Here is a 22,375-nt window from a genome sequence, read left to right as displayed (position 1 = left end):
GCAAAGGGCAATCACTTTCGATTGCCCTTCTTCTTTTTCCCCCGACGCCCCATTATTCTTCCAGAAGGAGCCATTTTTACCAACCTGGGGTTAAAACGAGCTACCCGTTCCACCAAATCATCTTGTGCATCCATCACTCGCTCAATATTCTTATAAGCCATGGGAGCTTCATCAAGCCCAGCTGAGATAAGATGCACACGACTCTTTTTCAATGCCTCCTGAATATTCTCCCAACTAAATCGTCGTGCTGCCTCTGATCGACTCATAGCTCTCCCAGCTCCATGGGCGGCGGAATTCAAAGATAATGGATTGCCTTTCCCTTTAACTACATATGAAGAAGCAGTCATAGATCCCGGAATAACGCCAAGTTGTCCTTTAGCGGCAGGAATTGCGCCTTTGCGATGAATAATCACCTTCTTTCCATTATGTTTTTCTCGCCAAGCAAAATTGTGATGATTCTCAATGACAGCCAACACCTCAGCGCCAATATGGGAAACAAGGTTATCATGGATAAGCTGATGATTTGCAGCAGAATAGCGCCCCATTAGTGTCATTGCTCGCCAATACTCCGCGCCTTCATCGCTATCCATATCGAACCATGCGAGATGACGAAGCTCTTCCGGTAATTCCGGCAGTCGCTGCCTGGCAAGATTACTATAGTACTTTGCCACAGACTCTCCCGTTCCCCTGCTACCGCTATGGGTCATAAGTGCAACATATTGTCCAGAAGCCAAGGCAAGACTATCGTCATATACATTCAATAAACCAAACTCGACGAAATGATTCCCTCCCCCACTAGTACCAAGCTGATCAACTGCTTTTTCACGCATCTTCTGTAAAATCGGCACCTCACTCCAAGCGGAGTCTCGCATTACTTTGTGCCGTCTAGGGGGAGAAAATCCTACTCCAACACCAAAACGAGTCTCTACTTCGATAGCGCTAATAATTTCGTTTCGGCGTGATGACAATTCACTCACTGGCATATCCAATACTGACAACTTCACACGACAGGCGATATCCACCCCAACCGCATATGGGATAACGACATTGTCCGTAGCCAAAACTCCTCCAATAGGTAAGCCGTATCCAACATGAGCGTCAGGCATCAAAGCGCCAACTATGGAGATTGGGAGCTTACAGGCATTCTCCATCTGAATGACAGCGTTGGGGTCAAGCTCATATCCCCATTTGTGCCACGAAGCAGAGGGAGAACAAGGGACTAACTCTACTCGATCCTTTCGAGAGCGGACAAGGACGCGCGCGAGCTCACCCCAAAGTAAATCTGAAACATATTCCCTAGGCCGCTCGGCTACAGCTTCAACAGCATCATGCACTGCAGTAATCGAGAAACCGCTTTCTCTAGCTTTCCGAATGGCTTCTCGAGCTTCTGAAAGACTCTCGCCACCATGAATACCTAAAGCTCTCAACCGAGAAGCCTTCATCACTAAAGCTCCTAGTCTAATTGAATTTACCCTTTTCGAACACCAGCACACACCAACACTCACTGCAAAGCATATGAAATATTTATCATTTAAATAGATCAATTTGAATGATTACCCACCTTAAAGCAAAAAAAGGCCACCGGAGTCCGGTGGCCTTTTTGGGTTTAAGTATAAAGACATTAATTTTCGCGCCAAACTGCGCCTACGTCTTCACCCCATTCTTTTTTCGCTAAACGATGCCCAAGGTTAAAGGCCTTTGTATTAACTGCCCGAATCTTCTCGGGCAATGCAGACTCCAAACTTTTACGCATCGTTGCCTGATGAATGAATGGCAAAAGGAAGGACAAAGAGCCTAGTACGACGGTATTCATTGCTTGAACGATACCGACCTTTTCTCTTGCAAGGGCCGTATAAGGCAGACCTAGAAACTGATTGGTAGGCGGTTGCGGTACTAAATCCGATTCAAGAACAAGTACCCCGCCCGGCTTAAGATAAGGGTAATAAGAGTTACATGCTTCCTGGGACAAAGCGACAAGTATATCAAGACTCTCTGCCTTAGGGTAACTAATGGGACTAGAACTAATTACCAAATCACACTTACTCGATCCTCCCCGAGCCTCAGGACCATAGCTTTGAGTTTGAGTGACATTGTAACCATGGCCCAATGCAAGTCCCTGCCCCATGACCTTCCCAAGCGTAATAATTCCCTGACCTCCAAGGCCAGAAAAACGTATTTCAAAACGTTGGAGTTCTTGCTGTGGCTTCATTTATTTACCCTCCCTAGCATTTTTGCTCAGGAAGTTTGCCTGCATCGCGTAGTATTTTTCTTCATACCCTTTACGGTCATTCTCAACAAAAACACCAATAGGTAGACGGTCCTTACGAGCAGCTTCGTCCATTTCATTGTATCGTTCAATGGAAACAGCAGCCTTTTTCATCCACTTATACATGTCTACCGGAGTTTTATATTTATTTTTCCGACCATACTGAGTGTGACAAGGAGTAATTGCCTCCACAACACTAAAGCCAGGACGCTCGATAGCATCTGTCATAATTTTTTCCAGCTTCTTGACATGAAAGACTGTTCCACGAGCCACATAATTGGCACCTGCTCCCTTGGCCAATTCAACCGTGTCGAAGGAACTATCAAGCTGACCATAGGGATTGGTCATTGTAGTAGAACCTTCTGGAGTTGCAGGTGAAGACTGGCCTCCGGTCATCCCATATATGTTATTATTCAAGATAAGCGCAGTAACACCAATATTACGACGGGCAGCATGGATAAGATGGTTTCCACCTATAGAAAGAGCGTCACCATCCCCCATAATCGCGATCACGTTAAGTTTTGGATTCGCCATTTTGATGCCTGTTGCGAAAGTCATAGCGCGCCCATGCGTTGTGTGAACGGTATTGAAATCTCCATAAACAGCCAGACGGCCTGAACAGCCGATCCCTGCGACTAACACCACATCATCTTTGGGGATCTGCAAAGAGTGAATTGAACGAATCAAAGTACCAAGCACAATCCCGTGGCCACAACCGGCACAAAGGACATGAGGGAACTTTTTATTATGCCTCAAATATTGATGGATTATTTCATTTCCGGTGAATTCGTTCATGTCACTACCCCTGCATTATTACCTTAAGAATTTCCGAGGGAGTGACGATCTGCCCGTCAATGCGATTAATGGTTCGGACGGCTGCCCGGCCCATGTTTACGCGCTTCACCTCGCGAGACATCTGTCCCATATTCATTTCCGGAACAATAATGGTCTTGGCTTTTGCCATTATCTTTTCCTGATGCCTTCTAGGATATGGGAACAGAGTCTTCAGCTTAAGCAGGCCTGCTTTTACACCATTCTCCCGAGCTTGCTGCACAGCGAGTTCTGCAGAACGAGCAACTGAGCCGTAGGCAATGACGACAGCTTCGGCGTCTTCAGTTTGGATCTCATCGACCAATTGAATATCGTAGAAAAATTGATCAATTTTACGGTGGATACGTTCCATCAACTCAGTCACTTCTTCTGGGCGTTGCGTTGGAAAACCATTGCGATCGTGAGTCAAGCCTGTTGTATGGAAACGATAGCCGGATCCTAAAGGCGGCATAGGTGGCACACCGCGTACTGTTTCTTCGTAAGGTTTATACCATTCTGGTGGCATGGACGGAACGGTGCGCGAGAACACCTCATATTCACCTTCATTGGGAATCTCGATCTTCTCACGAGTATGAGCAGTGACTTCGTCTAACAACAATATGACAGGAGTACGATACTTCTCTGCCATATTGAAGGCAGTAACGGTCATATCAAGGCATTCCTGCACATTGGAAGCGGACAAGACAATTATGGGATGATCTCCATGCGTTCCCCAACGAGCTTGCTGAACATCTCCCTGCGCAGGACAGGTCGGCAACCCTGTGGAAGGACCACCGCGCATTACATTAACCAAAACAAGTGGGGTTTCGGCCATAATAGCGTAGCCCAGGTTCTCTTGCTTGAGAGAAAAGCCTGGCCCACTCGTTGCGGTGAGAGCCTTGCGTCCGGCCAAAGAGGCTCCGATGACTGCTCCCATACTAGCTATTTCGTCTTCCAACTGAATAAACACACCGTTCTCAATCTTGGGCAACCTATTTGCCATAATCTCCATGATCTCAGAAGAAGGTGTGATCGGATACCCACCATAAAAAGAACATCCTGCCAACAGTGCGCCTTCGACAACAGCTTCATTGCCCAAAGCAAAAATTTCTTTACGTTTTTTACGTCTTGGCATGAACCTCTATGCCCCCTTACCGCTGGAAGTCTTGTTGTTCTTTACGTCCTCGGTCTCAACAACCTTGGCTGCTGCATCCGGCTCTTTGTCCTTCACAATGATTGCGAAATCAGGACAGTGCAGTTCACAGAAACCACAACGGATACAATCGTCCTCACGCGCCACAACAGCTTTTCCGTGCTCACTCAACTCAAGCACATTAGCCGGACAGAACTCGACACAAATGCCACAGCCTTTGCACCAATCCGGATACACTGTGACGGAACTCTTTCCTCTCTCTTTCTTGGCCATGTTTGCTTACCACCATGAAAGTGTTTACGCGGGCTCCCTTGCCCACGACCGACAAAAACTGATTCGTTTGTTCCTTAATTAGAACGTTTAAAGAAATTCCTAGCAGGATATTGGGCAGTGTAAAGTGTTTTTAAAAATTTCATTGGGTGGTACCCAAAAAGTTAGTTGAAAAAAAACAAAAAACGCCTGAAGTCAAACACTCCAAGCGTTAATTTTTTGATTTTAAATTTTGAAATCATGCAGCCAAAATTGCCAATGCATTTATAACTGAAGCTGCAATAGCACTTCCTCCTTTCCTACCTTCGATGGAAATAAAAGGGATATCTCGAGACATTAGAAGTGCCTTTGACTCGGCTGCGTTCACAAAACCTACAGGCATTCCTACAACAAGCAATGGGACTGCGCTACCGGAATCAACATGATCGACTAGGCGAATCAACGCAGTAGGCGCATTCCCAACAACATAAATATCTGGTTTTATTTCAGCCACCGCGACATCAACAGCAGCTTTTGCACGGGTAATTTCTTCATTTTTCGCACGCTCAATGACACGTTTATCATTAATTAGGCAGCGAACATTACAGCCAAATGGCTCTAAGCGACGAGCAGGAATTCCACGCTTAGCCATCTCTGTATCAGTCACAATGGTAGCACCATTCTTCAAAGCCCTAATCCCATTATCAATGGAATCTTCATGAAAACGAACTAAATCAAGAAGCTCAAAATCTGCGGTTGTATGAATCATTCGGCGAACAATTTCCCATTTCTTCCCCTCAAAAGGACGCGGAATGGGCACCTCTGAATCAATAATTCGAAACGATTCTTCTTCGATTTCTTCTGGTTTTTTAAAATTCTGGAATTGTATTTCAGTCATTTTTTTCTCACATTATCCAGAAACAATGGCTACAGAAGCTGAAGCACCAATTCGATTTGCCCCAGCTTCGATCATTGCTACTGCATCATCATAAGTAGATATACCACCACTGGCTTTTACTCCGATATCGGGCCCTACCGTTTCACGCATAAGACGTACAGCCTCAATCGTAGCTCCACCTGGTCCAAATCCAGTACTTGTTTTGACAAAGGCTGCGCCAGAATCAACAGCTATTTTACATGCACGAACAATTTCATCATCAGACAATAGTGCGGTTTCCAAAATCACCTTTACAGGAAAGCCCGACGCAGCACGAACGACAGCTCTAATATCTTTTTCAACCACACTGTCATCGTTAGCTTTAAACGCTCCTAGGTTCAAAACCATGTCTATTTCACGAGCACCAAGCTTAATTACAGCTTCTGTCTCATAAGCCTTAGATTCAGACAGTGTAGCTCCCAATGGAAAACCAACAACTGACACTGGAAGAGGAAAAGCATCCCTAAGCTTCCAACTAGCAAGAGACACCATTGAAGGATTCACGCAGACTCCAAAAAAACCAAAGCGCAAAGCTTCTGAGCACAAGGTATCTAGTTCAGACACAGTGGCTGCAGGCTTTAATAATGTATGATCGATAAGTTGGGCCAGATCCTTTGAAGATATCGACATATTACTCTCCTACACGAACAAATAAAGCGCGGCGACAACTTGCCGCCGCGCTTGTATAGCATTCTAACCTAATGACCAGAAGAGAAAATTCTAACGGTCTCTTGCCTGATATCGCGACAACTGAGCTTCAAGACGACGACTGTAAGAAGTAAGTATATAGCAAATCAAGAAGTACAAAGCAGCAATGGTGATCCAAATTTCAAAAGAAGCGACCATCTCCCGGTTATCAACCTGAACACCAGTGCGAGTAAGTTCACCGACACCAAGGATAGCCGCAAGCGAGGTGTCTTTTGTGAGTGATACAAACTGATTCACAAAAGAAGGGATCATATTGCGTAAAGCCTGCGGCAGAATAACGTAGCGCATAGCCTGAACCTGTGACAGGCCGGACCCGCGAGCAGCTTCCATCTGTCCTCTTGGTAAAGCCAAGACACCTGCACGAACAATCTCACCCACATATGCGCCGGTGAAAATCATGAAGCATATCATTGTAGTCGTGAATGCAGGAAGAGACTTACCCAAAAGAACTGGTGCAAGAAAGAAAAACCAAAAGATAAGCAACAACAGAGGCATGCCACGAATCATTTCGATATAAATGACAGCGGGAGTTTTTACCCACCATCGTTTAGACAGGCGCATAAGCCCTGCTGCCATACCAATCCAGAAAGCACCAAAGATACCAATAAATGCCAAAATGATCGCGGCCAACAAACCACCAACATCGTGCACAAAGGGGAAAACCCCATCAAATTTAGTTTGCCCCCAAAGAAAATAATCGAAATTATCGAATACAATATCCCAATGCATTGAGGACCTCCTAATACATGACCTGAATCATGAAGTGCTTGTTGTACATGTTGATTCCAAAAGAAACGATCAAAGAGATCGTCAAATAGATCAACAACGCAACCGAGAAGGCCTCAAACGGGATAGCATGATAAGACTCAATCTGAGTCGCTTGGAACATCATCTCACCTACACCAATAACCATACACAATGAGGAGTTCTTGATGAGGTTCAAAGCCTGAGAAATCAAAGGTGGAATAACAATACGAAGAGCCTGTGGAAGGATTACGTACCTATATCCCTGTAAGAAAGAAAGACCTACAGCACGGGATGCTTCCAACTGATTCTTAGGAATTGAAAAGATTCCTGCACGGATTTCCTCAGCAATAAATGCTGAAGTGTAGACGGTCAGTGCAATAACACCAGTGATAAGCTCCACATTAAAAAGGACCCATTCTCCAACAAAATCATGTCCAAACAATGAGAACGGCCCGGGGAACCAATAGAAAAGTTCATTCATCCATTCATTGATACCAGCGGGAATAACTACGTGCGAAGCGTTGTACCAAAAAAATATCTGAATCAGTAGTGGCGTATTACGAAAGAACTCAGTGTAAGCCAATGCAAACCATTGAAGAGGCTTGAAAGGAGTCATTCGCATAACACAAATCATAATCCCCAGAAACATGGAGCAAACCAAAGAAATGGATGAGATCTGCAAAGTCGTAACAAATCCATCCCACATCCATTGTGCGGGTTCACCGCTGAACATTTTGTCCCAGTGAAACGTATACTGCAAAGCGAAATCCGTCGTTAAGAAGTCAGATAAAGTGTAAAAAGCCGGGAGCGCCTGGAGGCACTCCCGGCAGATCAGACAGAATGAGTCTTACATGGGCCAGAGTTCGAGGGTCCAGCCAGCAGGCAGGTCGTAACCCATCCACTTCTTAAACAGCTTGTGGTAGGTGCCATCGAGCCACATTTCGTTAAGGGACTTATTAACAAAATCACGGAAAGCAGAATCATTTGAAGGTACGCCGAGGCCGTAAGGCTCAGAGGAGAAGAACTCACCAACGATTTCCCACTTCTCAGGATTATCATCACCAGCTTTGAGGCCTGCGAGGATACCAGAGTCAGTGGTAACAGCCTTAACTTTGCCCTGCTTCAGAGCCATGAAAGCCTGGGGGTACTCATCGTAAGAGATAACCTGAGCTTTGGGCTGAGCTGCCTTGATGTTCTTTTCAGAGGTAGAACCCTTGACGGTACCAACCTTCTTGTTGGCCAGATCATCAGTGGACATGATGCCGGAACCCTTTTTGACCAGAAGCTTCTGACCATCCATGAAGTAAGTGATGGAGAAGTCGATCTGCTCGTCACGAGAGAATTTGTGAGTCATCGTGGCAGCCAGCATATCTACAGAGCCCTGCACCAGCATGGGGATGCGGTTCTTGGAAGTGACTACCTTAAATTCGGTTTTCACGCCAAGCTTGTCGGCGATGTACTTGCAAACGTCAACATCAAAACCGACCAGCTCTTTGCTATCAGCATCGATGAATCCAAACAGGTTAACGGAATCTTTGACGCCGCAGACCAAAACGCCCTTGGCTTTAACGTCTTCAATCTTGCCCGCGGACGCTACAGAAGCAGCGAACACGAAGGAAAGTACCAGGGCCAGAACTATAACCAAACGTTTCATGGGTCCTCCTCTCTCGTAGGGTAGTGAATTGGTTATTACAATATTAAAGAATTTCCTTCAGGAAGTTCTTTGTACGCTCATGTTGAGGATTCTTGAAAAACTCATCCGGTGGAGCCTGCTCAACGACTACGCCCCCATCCATAAAGAGAACACGATCAGCGACTTCACGCGCAAAACCCATTTCATGGGTTACACACAGCATAGTCATACCTTCTCGCGCCAGATCTTTCATGACGTTGAGAACTTCATTAATCATTTCTGGGTCAAGTGCAGAAGTAGGTTCGTCAAAAAGCATGACTTTTGGCTTCATGGCTAAAGAACGCGCAATGGCCACCCGCTGCTGCTGTCCACCGGAAAGTTCAGCAGGATACTTGTGAGCCTGATCGTGAATACCCACACGCTCAAGAAGTTGGAGAGCAGTCTCTTCTGCTTCTTCACGTGAGACACCTTTAACCTTAATAGGAGCAAGTGTAACATTCTTAAGAACGCTAAGATGCGGGTACAAATTAAACTGCTGGAAAACGATGCCGATTTCAGCCCGCAGATCATTAATATTAACGTCTTTATCGAGGATATCTTTACCATCGAAAAGGATCTGTCCCTTCTGATATTCCTCGAGTCGGTTAATGCAGCGAATAAAAGTTGATTTACCGGAACCGGAAGGGCCACAGATAACCAAAACCTCGCCCTTGTTCACCGACTCAGTGATACCTTGTAGGACGTGAAAATCTCCATACCATTTGTGCAGCTTCTGCACTTCAATCATTGCCATATGTCAATTACTCCAAACATGTAGTGAGCAAAAAAAAACCCAGGAAGCTTATCAGGTAGTACCCTTGGCAGCTAAACCCGGGCATTGGAATTGCCTGAATCTTGTTATCCAAATCTGTAAAAAAGTCAAGGTACTGTTGAAAAAACTAGGTCTACCTTAATCGATAACTTTATCCTGTTTTGCGCATTTCAGAAGTCATTTCTTCAAAACAGCAACAACAAATCGAGATAAACAGCTTAAAACTGAGCTCAAACGCAAGAATCACTGCGTTTAACCAAATCAACAAAATTTATTCAATTTTAAAACGCAACACGAAAAATAAAATTCTCCACATTTGGCATTACGACTCAAAATATAGCCCTATCTAGAACTTTCATCCACCCAAATCCAATAGTCCAAACTTCAAAATGAACAATTCAAACATCGACTAATGCTAAAACACCCCACTACCACTTTCAACAGCCCTAAAACCCCCTACGTATATACATTTAACAACAACAACCCAAAATTACATTTATGCAATCATTCTTTCTTCCACAATATTACCTAATGACACAAGAAATTGGACCTTAATGCCATTTAACAAGCCACTAATAGACGAATATTAGAGTAATCATGAAAATGGCAATGAACTTGCACACATTTCATAGGCAACTCACAAAAAACTTTTCCATAGCCCTTGAAAGAGACAAGCACCAAGTGAGCGGAAGTTTATATTCACACAATAGAACTCTATCATTTAGGCATCAAAGCCATACAAAAGTACTGAGTATGAATAATGATAGGTTTGTTTAAACCAAACTCTACTTAGACTAATAAGCAGCATATGCTTTATCTCAAAAAAAAAAGGCCCGCACTATTGTGCGGGCCTTAGCTCGATCATGTAACTGAGCCTTACTTACCAGACTGGTAATTCAACTTCGTTTCCAAAGGGAAAACCGGGAGATAACGATACGCAAGGCTAATGACGATTGCACCAAATGCAACAATCATGATGGAGGAGGCGTACTCTACCCAATTCGGGTAATACACCTGCCAGCTATCAAACGGCATGGACGGGAAGGCAATAGTCTGAACAGTGAAGATGTAGCGGTTTAAAGACACGCCGATACAGTCCAGAATCGCTGCAGTATAGAAGAGTGCAGGACGATTTCGGATAGACGGGGTAACCAACATAATTGCCGGTATTACGCCGCACAATACAATTTCAGTCCAAAGCAGCCATTTGCCATATGCAACGCCGTAGAACATGTCGTCAAAGGTAAGACCGACTGTAGGCAGGTAGCCAGTGGCCCATGCCCATGTGTCGAGAATCTTGAAGAACATGTATACGCACAACATGGTACCTGCGATCTTACCCATAAGGGACTTGGTCTTCCAATCAACCAATTTCTTACCAGTAATTTTTTCCATCAACGTTGCGACCAATACGGTGAAAACCGGACCGGAACCAACAGCGGAAAGAACAAACAGGAAGAAAGTCCAGGGCCAAATGAAGAAACCTTCACGGAATGCAAACGGACGACCAATCAGGACACCATACATGCCGCCCAAGGATCCCTGGTGGAAAGTAGAAAGGAATGCGCCGATACCGGCAAACAATGCCATATTCACGTGCATGTTATGAGCCAGAGCATGGACGAAAGGAATCTTGTTAAGCTGCTTCTGTTCAAGGACCAGAGGAACAAACTCAATGATCAAAACAGTAAGGTAGCAGGTAATACAAAAGATAACTTCAGTCAGCATGGAGTGAACGTTCGGGTGCCAGTAACCAAACCAAGCACGAGCAGGTTGACCAACATCAAGAACGAGAACCAGCATTGCGCCAGCATAGCAACAAAAACCGACGATGACCGTCAGGTTAATAATCTTTTCAAGTTGTTTGATCTTGAGGATGTACTTCAGAAGACCAGTGAAAAATGCACCAGCTCCAAGAGCAATCACAGCAAGGTCAAATGTAATCCAAGCACCAAACCCGAAATAGTTATCAAGCCCAGTGGTGCCAATTCCATTGTAGAGTACCAAGACGGCTGCATAGAAGCCCCAGAGGAATACGCCTACAAGGAAGGCCATCCAGATAAGCCACTGGCCGAAACCGCAGCGTTGAGTCCCTTCAGGGAAGAGTTTGCTATCCATTGTTCATTCTCCCTTAGTGACCGCCGCCATCGGCGTTGTAGTTGTCGCCCTGCTTACGGACCCATTCACGCTCGCTGGTATAGTAGACCTGCGGATCCAATCCCATCTTTTCGATGAGTCGGAAAGCGTGCTTGCCTTTAGCCAGATCGTGGACAGCATGTTCGGGATTGTTCAGGTCACCGAAAGTGATGGCTTTGGTAGGACAGATGTCAGCACAAGCAGTATTGTACGCACCATCTGCAAGGTTCATAGGATCTTCACCATCCTGACGAGCTTTGTTCTTGGCATCAAGGTAGCGGGAATGACAGAAGTTACACTTCTCAACCACACCACGAGGACGAACAGAAGCAGCAGGGCTGAGGCCTTTGTCCATACCTTCAGGCCAAAGGGGATCCCACCAGTTGAAGTAGCGAGCGTGGTACGGGCATGCAGCCATACAGTACCGACAACCAATGCAACGCGGGTAAACCTGCGAAACAATGCCGCCTTCTTCGTTTTTATCAGTAGCAACGACCGGACATACAGGCACACAAGCAGGGTTACCACACTGCATGCAGGGACGCGGCAGGTAAGCAGTCTCGTGCTCAGGGAAGGTCTTGCCATTAGACAACTCATAAACATTCATCCAAGTCAAGGTCATGAGCTTGTCGGATGCTTCTGAACGATCCTTGGTCAAAGCCTGTACGTAGTTATAGGGGTCTTTTTTCGTCATTGGAGCGATATTGTTTTCCACCTGGCAGCCAACCATACAGGCGCCGCAACCGGTGCATTTGTCAATATCAATGACCATGCCCCACTTAATTTTGAATTCTTTAACTTGCATGTTGGTTCCCCCTAGATTTTGGCGACGTTCACAGTGGAACCGGCCCATGTAGAGGCGCCAGCGGCAGCTTCAGAGCTCACCGTGAGGATCTTGTAGACGTTATCGCCCTTGCCCTTCGAGAACTCATCACCAACAGTGTGCCCCAATCCTAGTGGAGCAGCCACAGTATCAGTCAGGACGCCTTCGAAGATTTGTACGAGAGCTTCACAATCACCATTGCCACCAGACAGTTTAACCTGAGAGCCAACGGTAACGCCAAGCTTCTTAGCAGTAGCAGAGTTCATCATAACGACCATATGGTCACCGATGAGCTGGTTATTACTAATGGTGCAGGGGGCGTTGGGAGTTGTTGCCTGGTTAGCGGTACCAACATTGAGCAGAGTGTAGGGAGCCAAGCTGACTGCACCAGTTCCCTTAACAGGCACTGCGGCTTTACCAAGTACGCTGGCAGCCAAAGTTACACCAGATACGTCGGCAGAGTCCTCACCCACGAATGCTGCACCCTCTTCAATTAAGGAATCCATATCTGCACCGATGGCTTCAGCCTTGGCACCAAGGACTTCCTCAAAAGTTTCAAAACCGAGGTCAGCCAAGCCCAAGACGAAATCACCTGCAGGCATAACGTTCAGCGTGGCTTTAGAAACCGGAGCCCCCATAGAATAGGTAGCTTTAGCAACTCCATAAGGGCTAGCCAAATCGTCAAAACGCTCATAGGGGTGCGGGATCGGCAGCACAAGATCAGCGCCCGCAGTGGTTTCAGTGTTGCTACTATCAAATGCAACAGTAAAACCAGCCTTTACCTGCTCAGGCAGTGCATAAGCAGGATTAGCTTCATACACGAAGAGCAGATCAGCATTAACACCCTGCAGGACGTCCTGCTTGAGCATTTCACTACGAGACATGGCGCCTTCTACAGCCTTAGCGAACTCGGGAAGCACCTTCATGCCGCCGCCAAGCAGCAAATTAAGGGCAAACGCAGCTGCATTGGCAGCAACAGAGCCACCAGGAACGACAACTGGATTGCTGGCAGACAAGAGTTGCTTCGCAACTTCGGCCATGACATCAGCTTTAACACCAGTAGCAGCTTCAACCTTAGCGGGAGTGAAACCACTCATCACCATGGCTTTGAACTGAGCAAAGTCCCCTGCTGGAACCGACTTGCCTGCCTGCAGCACATAATAACAGATACCGAGGGTGAAAGCAGCCATGCCTTCAGCCGGAACAGGTACCCATTTGGAAGTGACAGAAGCAGTCTTAGTCTGCATAGGACCGGCAAAAACAAATTTGCCACTCTCATTAGAGGCAAAAGCCTTGAGGTTAGCAACAGTCGGGCCCCAGGATTCCAGAGCATCTGCGCCAGCCAAAAGAACCATATCTGCGTTTTCCAGGTCGTAGCCGATCTGTCCGGAACCGCCCATCAGGCCGGTCCAAGCACGGTCAGCTGCCTGCATATCGCTCGGCATGGTATAAAAAGCATCGCTGCCCTTTGAGGTCAACAATGCGGAGAATACTTCGTTAATTGTACCGGACTGATCTCCAGAGATAACAGCGACCTTGCTACCAGCTGCATCCAGTTTTTCGGCAACAATTTCTTTAGCCTTTTCCCAGGTGATCTCCTCACCTTTCAACATGGGGGCCTTGATCCGATTAGGGCTATTTTTGACCTGAACACCATTGGCGCACAGGGGGCAAATGCCGCCGCCAGACAAAGGGTTATCCACATTGCCTTCGGTTCCGAAGGCTTCTTTGGCCACGGTGCGGACCTTCACGGCACAGCCGGATTCGCACATTTTGGACACAGTCGGAACTGCTTTAACTTCACCGTATTTCAGGGTGGGAATCCAAGGCCAGTTCTGAGTCCAGATGGACACATCGTCCAGGGCGGTCCAGACCGTCGGTGTAAAAAGGATACCGACGGTGGCGCCCACACTCATTTGAATAAAAGCTCTGCGTGCTACGCTCATTTCTCAGTACCCCTTCTACTTATGGCAAGTGTAGCAAGCGTTGGACTGGCCCTTAAGGGCGTGGCAACGTTCACACTTCCACATCTTCATGGTCATCTTGCTGTAACCAGACAGGATATTACGCTCATATGCCGGAGGCACATCATTCTGAGCAATATCCTTAACGTGACACAGATTACAGTTCTGCTCAGCCGGCTCATCGAACACTGAAGGATCAACAACGGCAACTTCATAATCTTTTCTCTGTTCGGCCAACTCGGAGATATCGAGACCTTCGTGAGCCTTGTGAGAGAAGTAGACGTTGTCCGGCTGGTACTGGTAATTCAACCAAGGCACTTCTTTGCCCTGGATGAGGTACTTGACCACGTACTCGCGTTCAGCCTGCTTCTTGTCATCATCGCCAGAAACCAAACCATCTTCGATGGCACCAATTTCGGCTTTCATGATGGCGTCGTAGTCATTCGGGTCAATGCCTTCTTCAGCAATAGCTTCCATTGCTTCATCAGGGTCGACCGCGTGACATTCGGCGCAGACTTCGTTGGTCGGGAAACCGGCATAAGAACCGTCATCCCGGAAATAATGACAGCTTTCGCAATCCATTCCCTCACCCTCTACGTGAACGGCGTGACTGAACCAAATCGGCTGCTCAATCTTTTCGAAGAACATGCCGGGGATCACAGCCCAACCTAAAACGCAGGTGGCCAGGAAGCCGATGATAAAGGGGATCGCCCCTCCACACCGTTTCGATGCTTTTCTTTCCTCCATAACCTCGCCCCATCACTCTAAAGTTTATGTGAAAATCACACCAATTGAACTAAGTTCCCATACGGCACGAATCGATTTCGTGTCAAGAGAATATGAATTTTTTCACGATCTCCCAGACACGAAAAAAAACCGCTAAAACAACGCCATATGGGCGCTAACCAGTTTTTAGATTATTTCTTGACCCGCCCATAGACATCGTCAAATCGGACGATATCATCCTCTTCAAGATAAGGGCCGCTCTGAATCTCAATGATATTTAACGGCACCTTACCTGGATTGGCCAGACGGTGTTGGGATGCCTTGGGTATATCAACAGACTGGTTCTCAACCAAAACCCTAGGCTCATTATCCACTTCAACCTCAGCCGTACCATCAACCACGACCCAATGTTCGCTGCGATGGTGATGCATTTGTGAACTCAGACGTGCGCCAGGGTTCACTTGTATGCGCTTAATTTTGTAGTGAGGACCTTCCTCAAGCACAGAGTAGCTGCCCCAAGGGCGCACCACTGTAGGATGACTCTCCACCAAATGGCTGCCCTCAGCCTTTAATCTATCAACAACATCACGCACGCTTTGAACGCGCGGCATGGGACAGCTCAGAGTTGCATCACGAGTCTGAACCATTATCATGTTCTCAATACCAACCACAGCCAGCTTGCCTCCCTCGCTAATGAGCAGAGAATTACGGCAATCCATAGCTAACACATCACCTTGGATGACATTACCATTTTCATCCTTATCACCCAGGCGATACATGGCTTCCCAGCTACCAAGGTCATCCCAATCAAAACCAGCTTTGACCACGACAATGTTGTCTATCTTCTCAACAACACCATAGTCCACTGAAATATTGGGGATATCTCGATAGCCACTGACAAGAGGCGTCTCGCCACGATCCATCCACCAACTCCAAAGTTCGGGTTGGCACTTGGCAACTTGTGTCAAAAAGTCTTTGACTCTGAACAGGAACATACCACTGTTCCAAAAATGGCTGCCATCTCTAACAAAAGCTTCGGCTCTTGCAAGTTCAGGTTTTTCTACGAACCCCTTTACCGTCCATGCCCCAGAATCTAATTCTTCACCAAGTGCAATGTAACCGTAACCGGTCTCTGGGCCACGCGGTTCAACACCAAAAGTAACAAAGCGTTTCTGAGAAGCAAGCTTTGATGCACGTACCAAATCTTGAATCCATGCTTGGCTGTTTCCAATTAAGTGATCTGATGGAAAAACGGCAGCTAATGCCTTTGAATTTTCTCCAACCACTTTGTCCAATCCAAGCATTATTGCGGGCAATGTATTTCTGCCCATAGGCTCTGCCAAAACTTGTGTTTCTAGAGCTGGCTCAACACTTGCAACTTGTTTGCGCACTTCAAAAACATGCTCTTCATTAGTGACAACCCATACGTGTGAAGGTTCGAAAGCCTCTAAAACACGAGTCACTGTCTGCTGAAGAAGAGTCTGCTCCCCTCCAAGTACCAAGAGCTGTTTAGGGAGGAGATTCCGGCTCAGTGGCCAAAGACGAGTTCCAGAGCCACCTGCAAGAATAATCGCATGACACTCTTCGGCGTAGGCGCTCTTGAGTGATTTATCTGACATATATTAATCCTCGTATATGAAAGGAGAGTCGAAATCAGCCAGCCGCGTCAACCGGCGATCTTTTTCAGACATAATTGGTGAGCGTCCTTGCAAAGCAGCATCCCACTCCATAGCAACATCTGGATCATTCCAAATAATGCCTCCCTCATACTCTGGGGAATAAGGAGCATCCACTTTGTACTGAAACTCTGTATCGGGCATGATAGTGACATATCCATGCCCAAATCCTTTTGGAATAAACATCCGCTTAAAATTAGCAGCACTAAGAACAACATGCCGCCACTTTCCATAGGTCGGCGACCCCTTACGCAGATCTACGACTGCGTCGAGCACTGCTCCGCGCGTCACCCAAACGAGTTTAGCCTGGGCAGCTGGTGGAGCTTGAAAATGAAATCCACGTAATACACATATATCCCGAGAATAGGCGTGGTTATCCTGCATGAAATCGCACTCTATACCAATATTTTTGAATGACTCTTTATTATAGCTCTCCAAAAAAAAACCTCGTTCGTCTTGAAAAACGCGAGGCTCCAGTACGAGCAAACCGGGAAACCCAGTTTCGTGAACCTGCATGCCTGCTCCTTTTGAAGCGTTTTATTAATAACCTGACACAGCAACAAACCACGTGGCTTTTTTGTATAGCGTACTATGGGCGGCTGGTCGTATCATTTAGCTGAGTTCCCGTGCGGAGACAACCCTAGGAAGTAAAGAAGAGAACAAAATAGCCGAAGCCGGTTCACATTTCCTCTCCAGTCTGATAGTTCCAAACAGGAAGCAATCATATACATATAAGGATAGGTTTTTTTTCACATGAATTTTCTCGACATCGTCCTCGTTTGCATCCTTGCTATCTTCATGATCCGCGGATTCTTCCGCGGCCTGGTGCAGGAGGTTCTGTCTTTGGCGGCAGTTGTACTCGCAATATTTCTAGCATCAAACTATCAACACCTTCTCGTTCCACATTTGGAACTATATATCGAAAGCCAGGTGACTGTTAACGCATTAGCATATGTCATCATTTTTTTCGGAACTTTAATTATCTTCTGGTTATTAGCAAAAGCAATTCGCACCATGCTAGATATCGTTCTTCTTGGTTGGGTTGATCGCATTGCTGGTGGAGTATTTGGCATTATTGAAGGCGCTCTGATTGCACTCATTCTTCTCATGTTTCTTCAATCCTTTGCACCAGACTCTACATGGCTTCAGGAGTCAAAAATCGCACCTCGTTCTCAGCACCTACTCCAACTGGTAGGAGACTTGGCCCCCAATTCAATGCGCGAAGCTCTTAAATCCAAAGGTTTCGAATTCCCTTCACCACAGGACGCGCTTAATTCAGCCAAAGAAGCAATCGGCCTTGATGACCGGGACACCCAATCGGAATAATCCTTCAACGATTTTACCCACTATATATTCAATAAAGGTGATTACGCTATGAGCGGAAGAACTACTGATGCCCACGCATCTGCAATGCAGGAACTTTTTAAGGTTATAGATGCACTACTTGCTCCAAACGGGTGCCCTTGGGATAAAGAACAAACCCCCCAAAGTATGTGCGACTATCTTGCAGAAGAAACATTTGAACTCATTGAAGGTATACGCGCGGGTGATATAAAAGAAGCCATGGAAGAATTGGGGGATGTCATGTTCATCCTACAATTCATCGCAACCCTCTACGAGAATCAAGGCGCCTTTTCACTTAAAGACTCCCTTGAGGCTAGCGCCGCGAAAATGATTCGGCGACATCCACATGTTTTTGCAGACACACAATTTGACAACCAAGAAGCTCTTCTCGACAACTGGGAAGCCACCAAAAAAGAAGAGAATAAAGGTTCTGATAGGAAAAGAATCTTTGACTCCTTACCGAAAGGTCTCCCCCCTCTCCTCAAGGCATATCGAATCAACTCCAAGGCTGCACGAAACAAGTTCACCAGGGAAAGCGATGAAGGAGTTGAATTGCAACTAGAAGAAGAGTGGAAGGAATGGAAGGATGCAGAGGCCAGTGGCGATAAAAATGCCATGGAGCAAGAATATGGAGACTACCTCTTCACCTTGGTTGAATTAGGACGCCGCAAAGGGATAAAGGCCAACTCGGCCTTAGACTTCGCTAATCAAAAATTCTTGTCACGATTTGCAAAGATGGAAGAGTTGGCAGAGGCTCGGGGCTTCGATCTTTCCACTATGAATATTAACGAAATGAACAGCCTGTGGGACGAGATTAAGACACTTGAATAGCACCACTTCTGGAACGACTATTCATAGTGCCAAACTCATTGTAAATTTGAAGACCGTCGCCAAACGATTTGTAGCGCGCTATTTCAAGGTAATATTAATTAGATAATAAACGGCGAAACCCGCGCCGATTCCTGCATACATAAGCATTCACGGCATACAATTCTTTTTCGAACGCCAAACCAACATCCCCAACACGATTGCTCCAGCAACGACAGAAATGATTATTTGAAGCATATCATTCATATATTTTCCCATATTCTATTAGGAATCTATCAAGGCCAACCGATTCTACCACTGCCGAAGACAACATTAAGTATGTAGTATACGGCAAAAGTTATACCAACGATACAAACAAGCAATTTGTATATTGAGAATTGGTACATAGAGTAAGCATTCCGCTGAAATAAATACAATAATAGGCTGACTGATACACCTGTCAGACTGGCAATGATTAGGAATGTGATGTCTATGCGTACGCCTATTATCTCCATACTCACACCCTAACACTTTCGATTCATTATTACATTATTTTCCCCCCTCCCCCTAAAGGTCTTGAAAATTTCGCCGATACTGCCAATAGAGGTATATTTTTATCTAATATAAATACACCTACTCCCTAATAGGCATCTAGCTGCGAGGATGCGTGACAGGTATTTCCATCCTTCGGGATGGTAAGGCGTTATTTCCGAACCTTCGGCGGGAGGGTAGACTATGACCATGGCAATCGGCGGTCTTGGAGGCCCGTCGCCATTCGACCAGCAGACGTTTGGCGCAGCCGTGGTTTCCGAGACTCTGGACATCATGAACAACACAGGCAGCGGTTCGAACTTAGCGCCGGTAGATAAAGCATCTGCCGAAGCTTCACTCGTATCAAAAACTCTGGACTACATGAACACCGGGTCCTCGTCCGGCGACTCAGCTGGCATGGCCCAAAGTTACGACTTCCAAACCGATGTCCTTGGCGCCTACGCCAAGGGCTCACTCGTCAACACCATAATCTGACGGGTCGGAGATAACGCCACGACAAGGAACCCCGCTTCTCTATTTAAGAAGCGGGGCTACTTTTTTTCTAATTGTCCAGAATAATAGGGACACATATATCTGCTAACCATTAACTAGACTCTTATCTCATTTATAAATCATAGAAAGGATGATGCCCTCGGCCTAGGCAACCGAGGGCATCATCAAACGGTGTGCATCTTTCGAGTGATGCATGTGAAGTTGGGGGGAGGTGAAATCCCCAACTTCGAGGGGTTCGGATCTGGGTTAGGTGCAGATCGAATCAGCTTTATATTCAGCGCGCCTTGCGTCTCCCAGGGAGGCTGATGGTCTTTCCGGTTGACCATTACCGTTACGAGCGGGGGCAATTGCTCAGCTTACGGCAATCCAGGATGACGCAAGAATGCGCGACAGAATCAAGTATTATTTGCCAACCTCACTAAAAGGCTGAACGTCAGCATCTGTGGCGTACTCAGCACCAGCTTCAGAATCATAACAAGTCAAACCACAGCGAAGACAGCGGCTACCTTCTTTACGAGCCGCTTCAAAGGCAATACTGCCCTGTACTTCTTCCTTAAATGTAGACTTGCGTTCTTCAACGGTAATCTCAGGGACCTGAATACGAGGGATGGTGTAAGTTACATTCATGTTTTTAAGAATGGATTCCGGGATAACGCGCAACTGCGGGTTTTTAGGCTCAGGAATCTCACCTTCTGTGATGTAGTGGTGCATAGCACGAGCTGCACGACGACCGTCAGCAACTGCCTGAATCAGGATGTTTCGACCGGTATGCGCTTCACCACCGGCAAAAACGTTAGGAACACTAGTTTGCAAGGTTGTAGCATCGGCCTTGATTCCACCGGTCTTCTTATCCATTTCAAAGAGTTGATTACCTTCGGCATCCTTGAGTGCGCCGATGTCTACGAGGCGATCAGTAGCAACCACAATGTAATCGGCATCAATGGAAACCTCGGTTCCCTCTACCGGTTTAGGCTTGCCTGCAGCCTTTTTGGGGTCATCATAAGCAAGCTCGGTGAAAGTAATGCCGTTGACATTGCCGTCTTTCGCCAGCACCGCGGTGGGGGCAGTCAGATACTTGAGATCAGCCCCAAGTTCTGCGGCACGTTTGATTTCGGCCTTATTAGCAGACATCTTCCGTTCAACCACACCAATGAGTGTAGTAACATCGGCACCAAGGCGAACAGCACTACGAACAATATCCATGGCGGTATTGCTGTCACCAACAACCACGACTTTCTTGCCTTTAAGGTCGGTGTAGGTCGCCCCCACTCCAGCCAGGAAGTCGATGGACCCAATAACACCATTGGCCTTGTCGTTCTCCACACCAAGTGATGGAACGTTCCAAGCACCAGTGGCCATGAAGACTGCCTCGAAACCTTCGGATTCGAGGTCCGCTAGAGAGAAGTCAGAACCGAACGCCTTGCCAGTACGAACCTCCACGCCAAGATCGAGGATCGTCTGGACTTCCCAGTCAACTACCTTGTGAGGCAAGCGATACTCGGGAATGATGCCGCGCATCATACCACCGATATCTTCACGCTTTTCGAAAATCACAGGTTCATGCCCGATACGACGAAGGAAATAGGCTGCGGACAGACCGGCCGGACCACTTCCGATAATGGCCAACTTGTGACCGGTCGGAGGATTACAATTAAGGTTAACGCGAGTCCCAGAATTCATTTCCCAGTCTGCAACGAAACGATGCAGAGTGTGAATGGCGACTCCGTTATCAGCAATCTTACGTCGGCAAATGTTTTCACAAGGAGCTGGGCAAACGCGGCCAACAGCCAATGGCAAAGGATTGCGCTCTTTCATAGTAAGAAGTGCGCCACGCATATCGCCCTGTTTCATCTGCTGGATATACGTACGTACGTCTACCTGAGCCGGGCACTTCTGCATGCAAGGAGCAAGGCAGTCGTCAATTTTATTGAGATGGAGAAGATCCATGGTCATACCAGAGATACGGATAGCACCGGTCGGGCATACCTCAGCGCACTTGCCACAGGACCGGCATGCCTGCCAATCCACAACAGGCAGACCATCGGAATCGAGACGGATAGCGTCAAAACCGCACACCTTCACGCAGGTGCCCATGCCGATACAACCAAGTCCGCAGGACTTCTCGCCGCCGTAAAGCAGAGCTTCGGCGCGGCAATCGTTAATCCCTTCGTAGTCGAAGAGCATATTAGCTCGAGACCCACCGGTGCAGATATTTGCAGCAATCTTAGGTTCTTTGAAAGTAGCCTCAGTGCCCATGATTCCTGCTATGTTCTCAGCAATCTCCGGACCACCAGCCACACATATTTCAGGGGCAGCATCCCCCTTAACGATGGCAGCGGCAGCAGCCGAACAGCCGGGGTATCCGCAACCGCCGCAGTTGGCGCCGGGGAAACATCCTTCGACCTCGGCGATGCGAGGATCTTCATGGACGTGCAGAACACGGGAGGCGGCAGCCAGCACTGCAGCAGCCGTCAGACCGAGTAGGAAGAGGACCAGAATGGAAGTAGTTACCATGTCGAATTCATCCTTTGACTTGTTCGG

The 22,375-nt window shown here is 46.9% G+C and carries 21 protein-coding genes; 3 read left to right on the top strand and 18 right to left on the bottom strand.

Annotated elements, in window-relative coordinates; translation table 11 throughout:
* Window positions 1–11: 11 nt before the first annotated feature.
* The 17 genes from HFN16_RS14270 to rfbC form a co-directional block, all read right to left on the bottom strand.
* Window positions 12–1,442, bottom strand: a complete 1,431-nt coding sequence (locus tag HFN16_RS14270; RefSeq protein ID WP_168892371.1) for an RtcB family protein — start codon at window positions 1,440–1,442, stop codon at window positions 12–14.
* 179 nt (window positions 1,443–1,621) lie between these two features.
* Window positions 1,622–2,209: a 2-oxoacid:acceptor oxidoreductase family protein gene (locus HFN16_RS14265; RefSeq protein ID WP_168891400.1), complete on the bottom strand. Its 588-nt coding sequence runs from the start codon at window positions 2,207–2,209 to the stop codon at window positions 1,622–1,624.
* The gene (locus tag HFN16_RS14260; protein ID WP_168891399.1) at window positions 2,210–3,061 is read right to left on the bottom strand and encodes a 2-oxoacid:ferredoxin oxidoreductase subunit beta; all 852 of its coding nucleotides are present in this window, start codon (window positions 3,059–3,061) and stop codon (window positions 2,210–2,212) included. It lies immediately after the preceding gene.
* Between the two features lie 4 nt (window positions 3,062–3,065).
* A complete protein-coding gene (locus HFN16_RS14255; protein ID WP_168891398.1) occupies window positions 3,066–4,211 on the bottom strand; it encodes a 2-oxoacid:acceptor oxidoreductase subunit alpha in 1,146 nt (381 codons plus the stop codon).
* A 6-nt stretch (window positions 4,212–4,217) separates the two neighbouring features.
* Window positions 4,218–4,502, bottom strand: a complete 285-nt coding sequence (locus HFN16_RS14250) for a 4Fe-4S binding protein (protein WP_168891397.1) — start codon at window positions 4,500–4,502, stop codon at window positions 4,218–4,220.
* Between the two features lie 235 nt (window positions 4,503–4,737).
* Entirely contained in the window at window positions 4,738–5,376 is a 639-nt protein-coding gene (locus HFN16_RS14245; protein WP_168891396.1) for a precorrin-8X methylmutase, read from the bottom strand.
* Between the two features lie 12 nt (window positions 5,377–5,388).
* Entirely contained in the window at window positions 5,389–6,045 is a 657-nt protein-coding gene (gene deoC, locus HFN16_RS14240; RefSeq protein ID WP_168891395.1) for a deoxyribose-phosphate aldolase, read from the bottom strand.
* A 90-nt stretch (window positions 6,046–6,135) separates the two neighbouring features.
* Window positions 6,136–6,852: an amino acid ABC transporter permease gene (locus tag HFN16_RS14235; protein WP_168891394.1), complete on the bottom strand. Its 717-nt coding sequence runs from the start codon at window positions 6,850–6,852 to the stop codon at window positions 6,136–6,138.
* Between the two features lie 10 nt (window positions 6,853–6,862).
* Complete coding sequence (locus tag HFN16_RS14230) at window positions 6,863–7,630, bottom strand: amino acid ABC transporter permease (protein ID WP_168891393.1); 768 nt, start codon at window positions 7,628–7,630, stop codon at window positions 6,863–6,865.
* Window positions 7,631–7,717: 87 nt separating this feature from the next.
* Window positions 7,718–8,524 carry an ABC transporter substrate-binding protein gene (locus tag HFN16_RS14225; protein ID WP_168891392.1) on the bottom strand — a complete coding sequence of 269 codons (807 nt, stop codon included), beginning with the start codon at window positions 8,522–8,524 and terminating at the stop codon, window positions 7,718–7,720.
* A 43-nt stretch (window positions 8,525–8,567) separates the two neighbouring features.
* Window positions 8,568–9,296 (bottom strand): amino acid ABC transporter ATP-binding protein, encoded by a 729-nt coding sequence (locus tag HFN16_RS14220; RefSeq protein WP_168891391.1) that lies wholly within the window; start codon window positions 9,294–9,296, stop codon window positions 8,568–8,570.
* 894 nt (window positions 9,297–10,190) lie between these two features.
* Window positions 10,191–11,432 carry a menaquinone reductase integral membrane subunit QrcD gene (gene qrcD, locus HFN16_RS14215; protein ID WP_168891390.1) on the bottom strand — a complete coding sequence of 414 codons (1,242 nt, stop codon included), beginning with the start codon at window positions 11,430–11,432 and terminating at the stop codon, window positions 10,191–10,193.
* Between the two features lie 13 nt (window positions 11,433–11,445).
* Window positions 11,446–12,255 (bottom strand): menaquinone reductase iron-sulfur cluster-binding subunit QrcC, encoded by an 810-nt coding sequence (gene qrcC, locus HFN16_RS14210; protein ID WP_168891389.1) that lies wholly within the window; start codon window positions 12,253–12,255, stop codon window positions 11,446–11,448.
* Window positions 12,256–12,266: 11 nt separating this feature from the next.
* The gene (qrcB, locus tag HFN16_RS14205; RefSeq protein WP_168891388.1) at window positions 12,267–14,219 is read right to left on the bottom strand and encodes a menaquinone reductase molybdopterin-binding-like subunit QrcB; all 1,953 of its coding nucleotides are present in this window, start codon (window positions 14,217–14,219) and stop codon (window positions 12,267–12,269) included.
* Between the two features lie 15 nt (window positions 14,220–14,234).
* On the bottom strand, window positions 14,235–14,984 hold the full coding sequence (locus HFN16_RS14200; protein ID WP_168891387.1) for a cytochrome c3 family protein: 750 nt from the start codon (window positions 14,982–14,984) through the stop codon (window positions 14,235–14,237).
* Window positions 14,985–15,154: 170 nt separating this feature from the next.
* On the bottom strand, window positions 15,155–16,582 hold the full coding sequence (locus tag HFN16_RS14195; protein WP_168891386.1) for a mannose-1-phosphate guanylyltransferase/mannose-6-phosphate isomerase: 1,428 nt from the start codon (window positions 16,580–16,582) through the stop codon (window positions 15,155–15,157).
* A gap of 3 nt (window positions 16,583–16,585) precedes the next feature.
* Window positions 16,586–17,155 carry a dTDP-4-dehydrorhamnose 3,5-epimerase gene (gene rfbC, locus HFN16_RS14190; protein ID WP_168891385.1) on the bottom strand — a complete coding sequence of 190 codons (570 nt, stop codon included), beginning with the start codon at window positions 17,153–17,155 and terminating at the stop codon, window positions 16,586–16,588.
* A gap of 237 nt (window positions 17,156–17,392) precedes the next feature.
* On the opposite strand from rfbC, the gene HFN16_RS14185 reads away from it, so the two are divergent.
* From HFN16_RS14185 to HFN16_RS14175, 3 genes are all read left to right on the top strand, one after another.
* Entirely contained in the window at window positions 17,393–17,965 is a 573-nt protein-coding gene (locus tag HFN16_RS14185; RefSeq protein ID WP_168891384.1) for a CvpA family protein, read from the top strand.
* Window positions 17,966–18,013: 48 nt separating this feature from the next.
* Window positions 18,014–18,814, top strand: a complete 801-nt coding sequence (gene mazG / locus HFN16_RS14180) for a nucleoside triphosphate pyrophosphohydrolase (protein ID WP_168891383.1) — start codon at window positions 18,014–18,016, stop codon at window positions 18,812–18,814.
* A gap of 711 nt (window positions 18,815–19,525) precedes the next feature.
* Window positions 19,526–19,816 carry a hypothetical protein gene (locus HFN16_RS14175; RefSeq protein WP_168891382.1) on the top strand — a complete coding sequence of 97 codons (291 nt, stop codon included), beginning with the start codon at window positions 19,526–19,528 and terminating at the stop codon, window positions 19,814–19,816.
* A gap of 420 nt (window positions 19,817–20,236) precedes the next feature.
* On the opposite strand, the gene HFN16_RS14170 is transcribed toward HFN16_RS14175, so the two are convergent.
* Window positions 20,237–22,348 carry an FAD-dependent oxidoreductase gene (locus tag HFN16_RS14170; protein ID WP_168891381.1) on the bottom strand — a complete coding sequence of 704 codons (2,112 nt, stop codon included), beginning with the start codon at window positions 22,346–22,348 and terminating at the stop codon, window positions 20,237–20,239.
* Between the last annotated feature and the right edge of the window lie 27 nt (window positions 22,349–22,375).

It is taken from the genome of Pseudodesulfovibrio sp. zrk46 (assembly GCF_012516435.1).
Classification (GTDB): Bacteria; Desulfobacterota; Desulfovibrionia; order Desulfovibrionales; family Desulfovibrionaceae; genus Pseudodesulfovibrio.
The sequence above is the reverse complement of the archived record's forward strand: the minus strand, read 5'-3'. Positions and strand labels throughout refer to the sequence as shown.